Source organism: Proteiniphilum sp. (assembly GCF_034331125.1).
Taxonomy (GTDB): Bacteria; Bacteroidota; Bacteroidia; order Bacteroidales; family Dysgonomonadaceae; genus Proteiniphilum; species Proteiniphilum saccharofermentans.
This window is the reverse complement of sequence record NZ_JAXQGC010000046.1, coordinates 17,868-29,391: the sequence shown is the minus strand read 5'-3', so window position 1 is coordinate 29,391 and position 11,524 is coordinate 17,868. Positions and strand designations below refer to the sequence as shown.

Annotated in this window: 10 protein-coding genes; 8 read left to right on the top strand and 2 right to left on the bottom strand. The window is 45.1% G+C overall.

What is annotated here, in order from left to right:
* Positions 1-54: 54 nt before the first annotated feature.
* Positions 55-300, top strand: a complete 246-nt coding sequence (locus tag U2P89_RS11345) for a DUF6364 family protein (RefSeq protein WP_076931517.1) — start codon at positions 55-57, stop codon at positions 298-300.
* Complete coding sequence (locus tag U2P89_RS11340; protein ID WP_091907191.1) at positions 300-707, top strand: type II toxin-antitoxin system VapC family toxin; 408 nt, start codon at positions 300-302, stop codon at positions 705-707. Before U2P89_RS11345 ends, U2P89_RS11340 begins: the two co-directional genes overlap by 1 nt.
* A 74-nt stretch (positions 708-781) precedes the next feature.
* Here U2P89_RS11340 and ppk1 read toward each other — a convergent pair whose 3' ends face one another.
* Complete coding sequence (gene ppk1, locus U2P89_RS11335; RefSeq protein WP_322191456.1) at positions 782-2,860, bottom strand: polyphosphate kinase 1; 2,079 nt, start codon at positions 2,858-2,860, stop codon at positions 782-784.
* A 63-nt stretch (positions 2,861-2,923) separates the two neighbouring features.
* Between ppk1 and U2P89_RS11330 the strand changes: the two genes are divergently transcribed.
* Positions 2,924-3,421, top strand: coding sequence for a metallophosphoesterase family protein (locus tag U2P89_RS11330; RefSeq protein WP_313381914.1), 498 nt, complete (start codon positions 2,924-2,926; stop codon positions 3,419-3,421).
* 116 nt (positions 3,422-3,537) lie between these two features.
* Here the strand turns inward: U2P89_RS11330 and U2P89_RS11325 are convergent, their stop codons facing one another.
* On the bottom strand, positions 3,538-4,173 hold the full coding sequence (locus U2P89_RS11325; protein ID WP_091907187.1) for a LysE family translocator: 636 nt from the start codon (positions 4,171-4,173) through the stop codon (positions 3,538-3,540).
* A gap of 195 nt (positions 4,174-4,368) precedes the next feature.
* Between U2P89_RS11325 and purL the strand changes: the two genes are divergently transcribed.
* The 5 genes from purL (at position 4,369) to recA (ending at position 11,503) form a co-directional block, all read left to right on the top strand.
* Positions 4,369-8,070, top strand: coding sequence for a phosphoribosylformylglycinamidine synthase (gene purL, locus U2P89_RS11320; protein ID WP_322191455.1), 3,702 nt, complete (start codon positions 4,369-4,371; stop codon positions 8,068-8,070).
* A 39-nt stretch (positions 8,071-8,109) separates the two neighbouring features.
* On the top strand, positions 8,110-8,523 hold the full coding sequence (locus U2P89_RS11315) for an acyl-CoA thioesterase (protein WP_322191454.1): 414 nt from the start codon (positions 8,110-8,112) through the stop codon (positions 8,521-8,523).
* 169 nt (positions 8,524-8,692) lie between these two features.
* A complete protein-coding gene (gene dprA, locus U2P89_RS11310; protein WP_313381917.1) occupies positions 8,693-9,802 on the top strand; it encodes a DNA-processing protein DprA in 1,110 nt (369 codons plus the stop codon).
* 78 nt (positions 9,803-9,880) lie between these two features.
* A complete protein-coding gene (gene bcp, locus U2P89_RS11305; RefSeq protein WP_092025135.1) occupies positions 9,881-10,357 on the top strand; it encodes a thioredoxin-dependent thiol peroxidase in 477 nt (158 codons plus the stop codon).
* Positions 10,358-10,483: 126 nt separating this feature from the next.
* Positions 10,484-11,503 (top strand): recombinase RecA, encoded by a 1,020-nt coding sequence (gene recA, locus U2P89_RS11300; RefSeq protein ID WP_076931525.1) that lies wholly within the window; start codon positions 10,484-10,486, stop codon positions 11,501-11,503.
* Positions 11,504-11,524 lie beyond the last annotated feature (21 nt).

Sequence of the window (11,524 nt, the reverse complement as noted above, 5' to 3'; positions counted from 1 at the left end):
TTTGTTTATTACGTAATAAATAATTATATTTGCACGTAATAAATAGTATAAAATATGACTACTAAACTAACATTAAACATTGATAAGGATATCATTGAATATGCGAAATCATACGCCAAAGAAAATAATGTGAGTTTATCCAAACTCATAGAAAACTATTTGAATTCTCTGACACAGAAAGATAATAAACAATCTAAAAAGGTTAGCCCACTGGTTGAAAGCCTGACGGGTGTGATTCCTTCAGAGGAACTCGACGAGCGTAAAAGTTATAGGGATTATCTGGCAGAAAAATACACCTAATGGAGAATCTTCTAATTGATACCAATATCGTAGTCGACTTGCTAAGCAGGCGTGAGAACTTTTATCAGGAAGCACAGGAACTATTTACTCTGGCTGATGAAAATGATGTGAAGTTATTTATATCTGCACTGACTTTTGTGAACACACATTATTTGCTTTTGAGACATTTAAGTGAAAATGAAGCCCGGAAAGTGATGATAAAGTTCAAACTCCTCGTAAAAATATTACCACTTGAGGATAAAATTTTAGAACTTGCATTGGCATCCGATTTTCGCGATTTTGAAGATGCCATTCAATACCATACAGCCTTAGAGAATAAACTGAATATTATTATCACTCGGAATAAAAAAGATTTCAAAACATCCCGAATTCCGGTATTGACTGCGAAAGAGTATTTGAACAGGTAATATACATCAATTGTCGATATAGGGCTATCAGTTCAAATCCTTTATCCTTCCGCTTCTTATAAATTTTATATACCTTACTGTCCGGTAGATTTCTTCAGATACTCATAGATCGCTTGCTGGGCACGCACAGGAGGAGCATCAGCCGGAGCCGCATCCCGTTTGAAGACGTTTTGCAGGTTTTCATCGATCCACACCGCACTCTGGTTGTCTTTAAGCTGTATCTTGAGGATATCTATGATTTCCCGCTTCAATGATTCCATATAAACGGGGAAAGCCACTTCGATGCGCCGGTGCAGGTTGCGCTGCATCCAGTCGGCCGAAGTCAGGAAGATATCCTCTTCACCGCCGTTGAAGAAATACCAAACCCGCGAATGCTCCAGGTAAGCATCCACGATTCTGGTAATAGTGATGTTCTGGCTGAACGGCTGTCCGGGAACCAGACAACAGATTCCGCGTATGATCAGGTCGATCTTCACCCCCGCCTCGCTGGCACGATAAAGGGCATCGATCATTCCCCTGTCTTCCAGGCTATTCATCTTTAATATGATATGACCGATACCACCATTCTTCACATGATTAATCTCCTGTCCGATCATCCTATGAATCTCGGGGAGCATATTAAATTGTGTCACCAACAGGTGCTTGAAGTCATTCATATAGGGTTTTCCCTCTAATACCCTGAATACCTCGTCGATATCCCTGATGATTTCTTTATTGGAGGTAAGCAGTCCCTTATCGGAATAGATACGGGCAGTCTTCTCGTTGAAGTTACCCGTCCCCAGATAAGCATAACCCTTTATAGGATCATCCGGGTCGTTACTGCGCTTCCGCACATAGGCCAGTTTGGCGTGTACCTTTAGCCCCGGCAGGCTGTAAATAATTTTTACTCCCGCCTGTTGCATCAACTCGGAGGTTAAATAGTTATTCATCTCATCGAACCGGGCTTTTAACTCGACAAAGACAGTCACCTTTTTACCATTCTTCGCAGCACTGATCAAACTGTTGATTACGGCCGAATTCTCTGCCACACGATACTGGGTCACCTTTATTTCCAGCACCTTCGGATCGAAGGCTGCCTGCAGAAGGAACCGCAGCAGATAATCAAATGACTGGTAGGGGAAGTGTAGCAATACATCCTGTTTCCGTAGTACCCGCAAAATAGAGCTGTTGGTTTCCAGTTCCGGGATCCTGAGCGGTTGAGGGAGTTGCTGTTTCAAAGAATTACCCACCGGATTGGGTAGGCTCGACAGATCAGCCCTGTTCAGATAACGGCCTGAAGGAAGTAGCTCCTCCTCTTCAATCTCATAGGCTTCACAAAGGTATTGAAGAAAATAATCCGGCATATTCTTATCATACTGAAACCGCGTAACAGCCCCTATCTTCCGCTTGCGCACCTTGCGAAGTATCTCCTCGGCAATATCTTTCTGATCTGCATCCTCTAACGAGAAATCTGCATCACGTGAAATCTTAATGCTGAAGCAATCCACAATTTCATACCCGGGGAATACACTCTGCATATTCGCTTTGATCACATCATCGATAAACATGATATAATGATTGCCTTCATACGACGGAAGTTGAATAAACCGGGGTATTTTGGTATAGGGGATCTTCATGATGGCATAGGTATATCCTAGCTTGTCAGACTTTTTCTTCTTTTTCAACAGACTGATCACCTGGTAGATGCGGGCATCCTGAATAAACGAATGAATATCATCCTTCTGAATGATCATCGGTTGCAGATAGGGAAATACCTCTTCGTTAAAATACTTTTTCACATATTCCTGATGGAACGGCTCCACCTTATCGGTCTGATAAAGTATGATACCATTGCGTTTCAATTCAGGTAATATCATATTGTTGAAGATATCATCATACTCCTTTTCCTGAGCAGTGACCTCCTTGTTGATCTGCACAATAGTCTTCATCGCTTCCTCCACTGATTCATCGCGATTGATGCTTTCCAGCAGGGAACTATGGTATCCCGAAACACGTATTTTATAAAATTCCTCGAGATTGGAAGAATAGATGGAGAGAAATTTGATGCGCTCATACACCGGCAACCGTTCGTCTTTCGCTTCCAGCAGTACACGATAGTTGAATGACAACCAGCTGATATCACGTTTGAAGTATTTATATGTGGGATGGTTCATATTTTGAATTCGATACCTTTTGAATTATGGTATAAAAATAATAACTTTGACCGAATAAAAAAAATGAAGAAAATAGGACTACTTTCAGATACCCATGGCCATTGGGATGAAAAATTCGAAACATATTTCGCTTCGTGCGATGAGATATGGCATGCCGGTGATATCGGCTCACTCGCCCTGGCCCGGCAATTCGAAGTCCTAAAACCCTTCAGGGCCGTTTATGGCAATATCGATGATACTGCCGTTCGCAGTGCCTATCCCCACACATTGCGTTTCATGCTCGAGAAGGTAGATGTAATGATCACCCATATAGGCGGTTATCCGGGCCGTTATAACCCTGCCGTCCTGTCCCAATTAAAAGCCAATCCTCCAAAGCTGTTCATAACCGGACACTCCCATATATTGAAAGTAATGTATGATAAGAAACTGGAATGCCTCTATATGAACCCCGGCGCTGCCGGTAAATATGGCTTTCATCAAGTACGTACCCTTCTCCGTTTTATACTGGACGAAGGTAATATAAGGGACCTTGAAGTGATAGAGATAGGAAAACAGGGATGAATTAAAAGTGGAAAGGAGGGAAAGTGGGATGGTAAAAAGCGCCTATGTACCTGAGTGGGGGAAGAAGAGGCCGGAGAAAGTGAAAAACTAAAATGAATTTTCTTTGAAATAAAAAATTAAAAGAAGCCGGGGAACAGCAACAGGATGATTCCTCCCAATCCCAGCAACATCAACAGGGTTCCTACGCTTCTGTTAAGCAATACCAGGCCTCTGCGGTTAAAATGTTTTCGTAACCGGGAAACCATAGTCGTGAGAAGAAACCACCAAATGAACAAGGCTGCAGTAAATGCAATTAATCCGGCAACAAAAAAAGTTTTCCCATCCGCCAAAGGATTAAATGAGAAACGGGCATAAAGTCCTATCAACACTAAAATAATCGCTACATTGGAAAAGGTAAGCAAAAATGACGACACAAAATCTTTGAGATAACGCGTCTCCTGAGGTAATTTATTGGGCGTCCAGTCTCTCAACGGATTCGATTGGAATACCCTGAGACCGAAAAAGAAAAGGATAACGCTTCCCAGTATCTGTATAATCTGCTCATATTCATCAAAAAAATCTGCGACAAAACTTAGCCCCACTAATGTAATCAAGGCGTAGACCAGATCCGATAAAGTGGCGCCCAACCCTGTCATAAAGCCGTGCCAACGACCACGGTTAAGCGTTCGCTGAATAGTCAGCATATTGATAGGTCCCATAGGAGCAGAGACCAGCAAACCAATAAGAAATCCCTTGGTAATTGTTTCAAACATGTACCGCCGTTTACAGAAATGACTCTAAATTTTTCCGGTGCAAAGGTACATCCATTATACAAAACAGACAAAACAAGTTTTGCCTCTGTATTCACTTATCGAAAAAGTTCACTAACTTTGTGCCTTAATTCAGATTGATTAAAGTCTCTTTCAATCTATATCAATCTGTTCCAATCCCAATCTAAAAAAAGAGATATGATTACATTTTTCAAGACTCCTTCCCAGAGTGTGATTGCCGTACAAATCAATAGAGAATTCTCACAGGAAGAGATCCAGAAACTGATATGGTTGTTCGGTGAAGCAGAAGTACTACCCACTGAGAGCATCGATCAATCCTTTATAGGTCCGCGCCGTGAGATGATCACCCCATGGAGTACTTGTGCCGTAGAGATCACCCAGAACATGGGTATAGAGGGTATCACACGTATCGAAGAATATACATCATATAACAATAACGATACGACAGAATTCGATCCTATGTTGCAACGCAAATATAACAAACTGGATCAATCTGTTTTCACTATCGACAAACAACCTGAACCGATCATATATATCGACGATATTACCGCTTATAATCAGGCGGAAGGGCTTGCCCTGAGCAATGAGGAGATCGATTATCTCAACGCTGTCAGCAACAAGATGGGGCGTAAGCTGACTGACAGTGAAGTGTTCGGATTCTCACAAGTGAATTCTGAACATTGCCGACACAAGATATTTAACGGCAAATTCGTTATCGATGGTGAGGAGAAAGAACTGACTTTATTCCAATTGATCAAGAAGACCTCTACCGTTAACCCCAATAGCCTCATATCGGCTTACAAGGATAATGTGGCTTTCGTACAGGGACCCATCATACAACAGTTTGCACCGGCAAGTGGTGATAAGCCTGATTTCTTCCGGATTAAAGAAGTAGAAAGCGTACTTTCGCTCAAAGCCGAAACCCATAACTTCCCCACTACCGTAGAACCATTCAATGGTGCTTCTACGGGCACGGGTGGTGAAATCCGCGACCGGTTGGCAGGAGGAAAGGGATCGCTTCCGGTAGCGGGGACAGCCATCTACATGACCTCCTACCCTCGTCTCGAAGAGGGCCGTGCCTGGGAGCAAACACTGCCCCCTCGCCCATGGCTTTACCAGACACCTGAGCAGATCCTTATCAAAGCCTCTAACGGAGCATCAGACTTCGGGAATAAATTCGGTCAACCGCTGATCTGCGGATCAGTACTTACTTTAGAGCATGCCGAAAACGACAAAAAATTCGGATATGACAAGGTGATTATGCTTGCCGGAGGGATTGGATATGCCAACAAGCGCGATGCAAAAAAAGGAGAACCGCAGAGCGGTGAAAAAGTAGTGGTACTGGGTGGCGATAACTACCGCATCGGTATGGGTGGTGGCGCCGTCTCGTCGGTCAACACCGGCGAATACTCCGCGGGGATCGAACTGAATGCTGTACAGCGTGCTAATCCGGAGATGCAGAAACGTGTTGCCAACGTGATCCGTGCACTGGCCGAATCGGACGAAAACCCTATTGTATCTATCCACGACCACGGTGCAGGCGGTCATCTTAACTGTCTTTCGGAATTGGTGGAAAAAACAGGCGGTGTCATCGAAATGGACAAACTGCCTGTTGGTGACGAAACGCTTTCTGCCAGGGAAATCATAGGCAACGAAAGCCAGGAACGGATGGGATTGCTCGTAGAACAAAAGGATATAGGACGGATAGAGCGTATTGCTTCCCGCGAACGGTCACCCATGTACATAGTAGGCGAAACCACAGGTGATATGAAATTCACCTTCCGCCAGCCGGATGGTTCCTGTCCCATCGATATGGAACTGGAGGATTTCTTCGGAAAACCACCCGTCACTATCATGGAGGATACTACTATCACGGAAGAGTATAGTGCTCCGGAATATGATCAGGAATTGCTGGAAACTTATATAGAAAATGTTCTCAAATTAGAAGCTGTCGCCTGTAAAGATTGGCTTACCAATAAGGTAGACCGCTCAGTCACCGGGAAAATCGCCCGTCAGCAGTGCCAGGGTGAAATCCAGCTACCTCTGAGCGACTGTGGCGCCATCGCACTCGACTATAACGGTTATGCCGGGATGGCAACCTCGTTGGGACATGCCCCGCAGGCAGCTATGATAGATCCCGTTGCCGGATCAGTGATGGCGGTTGCCGAAGCGCTTACCAACCTCGTATTTGCACCGCTTTCCGAGGGATTGCAATCCGTCTCACTGAGTGCTAACTGGATGTGGCCCTGCCGCAACCCGGGGGAAGATGCCCGCCTTTATAAAGCGGTAGAAGCTTGTTCCGACTTTGCTTGCGACCTGGGGATCAATATTCCCACGGGAAAAGACTCACTCTCGATGACGCAGAAATATGGTGACGACAAAGTCTACTCACCGGGAACGGTCATCATCTCCGCTGCCGCCGAAGTGAAAAATATCCGTAAGATCGTATCCCCGGTGCTGGCTTATATAAGAGGCACTTACCTTTACTATATCGATTTCTCATTCGACACCTTCAAATTGGGGGGATCGGCATTTGCACAGACAATGGGCAAAATTGGAGACGAGGCTCCCACTGTGACCGATGCCGAATACTTCAAGAACACATTCGCCGCTGTACAGGAATTGGTAAACCGCGGATTGATCCTCGCCGGACACGACATCTCCGCCGGAGGGATGATCACTACCATGCTCGAGATGTGCTTTGCCAATCCGCAAGGAGGACTGGAAGCACGATTCGACAAAATCCGCCATACAGACCTGATAAAAATTCTCTTCTCCGAAAATCCGGGAGTGATCATCCAGGTGAAACATCACCACTTAGTAGAAAAGATCCTGCAGGACTACGGGGTGGGAGCCGCTATTGTGGCACGGCCAATAGAAGAGCGGAAGCTGGTGATCTCTAAAGATACTTTCTGCAAAGAGTTTGATATCGACCAATTGCGTGATGTATGGTATAAGACCTCTTATCTCCTCGACCGGAAACAAAGTGGAGAAACCTGTGCTGCACAGCGATTTGGGAACTATAAAAACCAACCGCTCCGGTTCGGGTTCAATCCCTCCTTTACAGGTAAAATGGAAGACCTGGGATTGAATCCCCAAAGGAAGGAAAGGTCGGGAATCACTGCCGCCATAATCCGCGAAAAAGGAACCAACGGCGAACGTGAGATGGCCTATGCACTTTGGCTTGCAGGATTCGATGTAAAAGATGTACATATGACCGATCTTACTTCCGGTCGCGAGACTCTGGAAGATGTACGGTTTGCAGTCTTCTGCGGAGGATTCTCCAATTCTGATGTACTGGGTTCATCCAAAGGATGGGCCGGCGGCTTCCGCTACAATGAAAAAGCAAAGGCGGCACTCAATAATTTCTTTGCCCGCGAAGATACATTAAGCCTCGGCATCTGTAATGGCTGCCAGTTGTTGATGGAATTAGGATTGATCTATCCTGAAATGGGAGATAACCATCCTAAAATGCATCATAATCTGTCTCATAAGTTCGAATCTACTTTCGTAAGTTTGGAAATACCCAAGAATGAGTCGGTAATGCTCAAATCGCTCGAAGGCACAAAACTCGGCGTATGGGTGGCGCATGGCGAAGGCCGTTTCCTATTGCCGGAATCGGAATCAGCATATCATATTGCAGCAAAATATTTCCACAACGAATATCCCGGCAATCCTAACGGTTCCGATTATGCCACTGCGGCTGTCTGTTCGCGCGATGGACGTCACCTGGCGATGATGCCGCACCCCGAACGCTCTGTCTTCCCATGGCAAAACGCGTGGTACCCGCACGCTTACCGCAAACATGAGGTAACACCCTGGATGGAAGCATTTGCCAATGCAAGGGAATGGTTGAAAGAGAAAAATCAGACAAAATAAAAACGGATACATCATATCAGAAAAGGAGAAAAATAACCAATGGATCCGATTTTTGCATACAAAATGAAAGTGCGTGATTATGAATGTGATACCCAAGGACATGTAAATAACGCTAACTATCAACACTATTTTGAAGTAACCAGGCATGAGTTTCTGGAAAAAGCAGGACTCAACTTTCACCAATTGCATTTACAGGGGATAGATGCGGTAGTCTCACAGGTTGAGATACGCTACAAGGTGCCCCTTGTCGGTATGGATGAGTTCAATTGCACGGTACACCGTATTGAGAGGGAAGGGGTGAAATATATTTTCCATCAGAAAATCATTCGCCTGTCGGATAATGCAGTGTGTGCTAAAGCAAAGATTGAAGTGGTGAATCTGGTGAATGGCAAGTTGTCACAACCCGAAGTGTTCGATGAAGCGTTCGCTCCATATTTGGGGTTTGGGATGTAGGATTTGGGATTTGAAAATTTGACTACGTCGATTTACAATTCATGATTCCGGATTTCATGATTTGGAATACGAATAAATTGAATCATTGATAATTAGTCTTATAGCCACTCCTTCCCGACAAGCCGGGACAAGTTGTCCCGATTTATCGGAATTGGCACATTAGATTTCTATGGAAACAGATAAATCTCTATACCGGATAGCGCTCACACAGATCAACGGCGTAGGGGTGATGCATGCCCGTACCCTGATGCAGGTGATTGGCGACGAAGAGGCGATCTTCAAAGAGGATGTCCGTAAGCTGGAAGCTATTCCCCGCATTTCGAGAAGGTTGATTGGAGAGATCCGTAATCCCGAAGTACTAAAAAAAGCGGAAAAAGAACTGGAATTTGTGGCAGATAATAAGCTCCGGCTCATTTTCTTTACCGATGAAGATTACCCCCAACGCCTTACCCAATGTATTGATGCTCCCTTACTGCTTTATGCCAAAGGCAACGCCTATTTCAATCATCAGAAAACTATCAGTGTCATTGGCACACGCAACTCCACCAGATATGGAGAGGATTTCTGCAAAGAGTTCATGGAAGAATTATCGCGCAGAATCCCTGAAGCACAGATTATCAGTGGCCTGGCATATGGTATCGATATCTGCGCTCACCGGGCCGCGTTGAAGCACAATCTTTCCACTGTAGCCGTATTGGCACACGGATTAGATCGTATCTATCCACAGATACACAGGCAGACAGCCGTCGAAATGTTACAAAACGGGGCTCTTCTCACCGAATTTCCCAGTGGCACCAATCCGGACAAACACAATTTCGTGAAGCGCAACCGTATCGTCGCAGGTATGGCCGATGCGGTAGTAGTGATTGAATCGGGCAAAAAAGGAGGATCACTTACCACTGCCGATATCGCCAACTCTTATTATCGTGAAGTTTTTGCCTTGCCGGGGCGTATCAGCGATAAAATGTCAGCTGGCTGTAACAGGTTGATATCGGACAACAAAGCGCTACTTTTTCAAAGTATCGACAGCTTTATCTCTCACATGGGATGGGAACCGGAAGAAAAACAACCTCTTCCGGTACAGCAGGAACTTTTCCCCGATCTATCAGAAGAAGAGTCGATAATATTCGAAAAGCTCAGTAAAACAGGATCCATGCATGTAAACACATTGGCCGTTGAACTCAACATTCCGGTATCAGAATTGTTTATGACATTACTGGAGTTGGAAGTAAAAAACATTGTGACATCACTTCCGGGTGGAATGTATCAATTAGTGTGAAATTTGACCTGTTTATCCCCCTCGCTTCTCTTTATTTTTTATATCTTTGAAAAAATAATCACACTTAACAAAAGATCAATGGCTTTACAGATAGGCGATAAAATACCCGAAACATTGGGCACAGATCAAAATGGAGAACCGATAAAAGCGGAGCAATTCAGAGGTAAGAAACTGGCTCTCTACTTTTATCCGAAAGACAACACACCGGGATGTACGGCTCAGGCCTGCAGCCTGCGCGACGGTTACAACGATCTCCGGAAAGCAGGATATGAAATCGTAGGTGTAAGTGTCGACAGTGAGAAATCACACCAAAGATTTATCGATAAGTTCTCTCTACCATTTCCCCTGATCGCCGATACCGGAAAAAGACTGGTTGAAGTATTTGGGGTATGGCAGCAAAAATCGATGATGGGAAAGAAATTCATGGGTACTGTCCGCACTACATTCCTTGTAGATGAAAACGGGATCATCCGGGATAAAATAGAAGGAAGAGGCGTGGATACGAAAAACCATGCCGTGCAGATATTAGAGAAAATGAAAACCGGCCGGGACTGATGAGCCGGCAGTGAAAACAAGCAACGTTTTCGTTAAGCTAAATGAGCAGAAGACAAACAAGTTTGTCTTCTGCCATAGCAAGAAAACGACTAATTTTAATGAACAAAAAATTAAACATAACTAAAAATGGCAGAAGAAAAAGATAACAAGAACAGTGAAAAACTGAAAGCGCTGCGTGCGGCGATGGACAAAATTGAAAAAACCTACGGCAAAGGCTCTATCATGAAGATGGGCGATGAGAAAGTGGAAGAAGTACCCGTTATCTCCTCCGGTTCTATTGCCCTGAATGTGGCTTTGGGTGTAGGTGGCTATCCGCGCGGACGTGTCATCGAGATCTACGGGCCGGAGTCATCGGGAAAGACCACTCTCGCCATCCATGCCATTGCCGAAGCCCAAAAAGCGGGCGGCGTGGCTGCCTTTATAGATGCTGAACACGCTTTCGACCGTTTTTATGCCGAGAAACTGGGTGTAAATACCGATGAGTTGCTTATTTCACAACCAAGCAGCGGTGAAGAAGCATTGGAGATCGCCGAACAGTTGATTCGTTCTTCTGCGGTAGATATTATTGTTATCGACTCGGTGGCAGCGCTCACTCCCAAGAAAGAGATAGAAGGAGAGATGGGGGACTCCAACGTGGGACTGCAGGCACGATTGATGTCGCAGGCGCTCAGGAAACTCACCTCAGCCATCAGCAAGACCAACACCACCTGCATATTTATCAACCAGTTACGTGAGAAGATCGGGGTAATGTTTGGTAATCCGGAAACAACTACCGGAGGGAATGCTTTGAAGTTCTACGCATCGGTACGTTTGGATATCCGTGGGAGCGGCACAGCCATCAAAGATGGTGAAGAGCAGATTGGGAAACCCACCCGCGTAAGGGTTGTCAAAAACAAACTGGCACCTCCCTTCCGTAAGGCGGAATTCGATATCATGTATGGAGAAGGTATTTCGCGTACGGGTGAGATTATCGATCTGGGATCTGATCTGGGGATTATCAAAAAAAGCGGTTCATGGTACAGCTATAACGATACCAAACTGGGTCAGGGGCGCGATGCGGCAAAGGCGGCTATCAAAGACAACCCCGAATTGGCCGAAGAGCTCGAAAAACTTATTTTCGACGCACTCAAGGAGAACAGCAAATGACATGGAAAACGAGACATCCCT

Coding starts and splice junctions, on each gene's coding strand:
- dprA (WP_313381917.1), top strand. CDS start 8,693: ATGGAAACAGATAAATCTCTATACCGGATAGCGCTCACACAGATCAAC.
- U2P89_RS11325 (WP_091907187.1), bottom strand. CDS start 4,173: ATGTTTGAAACAATTACCAAGGGATTTCTTATTGGTTTGCTGGTCTCT.
- purL (WP_322191455.1), top strand. CDS start 4,369: ATGATTACATTTTTCAAGACTCCTTCCCAGAGTGTGATTGCCGTACAA.
- U2P89_RS11345 (WP_076931517.1), top strand. CDS start 55: ATGACTACTAAACTAACATTAAACATTGATAAGGATATCATTGAATAT.
- recA (WP_076931525.1), top strand. CDS start 10,484: ATGGCAGAAGAAAAAGATAACAAGAACAGTGAAAAACTGAAAGCGCTG.
- U2P89_RS11340 (WP_091907191.1), top strand. CDS start 300: ATGGAGAATCTTCTAATTGATACCAATATCGTAGTCGACTTGCTAAGC.
- bcp (WP_092025135.1), top strand. CDS start 9,881: ATGGCTTTACAGATAGGCGATAAAATACCCGAAACATTGGGCACAGAT.
- U2P89_RS11315 (WP_322191454.1), top strand. CDS start 8,110: ATGGATCCGATTTTTGCATACAAAATGAAAGTGCGTGATTATGAATGT.
- U2P89_RS11330 (WP_313381914.1), top strand. CDS start 2,924: ATGAAGAAAATAGGACTACTTTCAGATACCCATGGCCATTGGGATGAA.
- ppk1 (WP_322191456.1), bottom strand. CDS start 2,860: ATGAACCATCCCACATATAAATACTTCAAACGTGATATCAGCTGGTTG.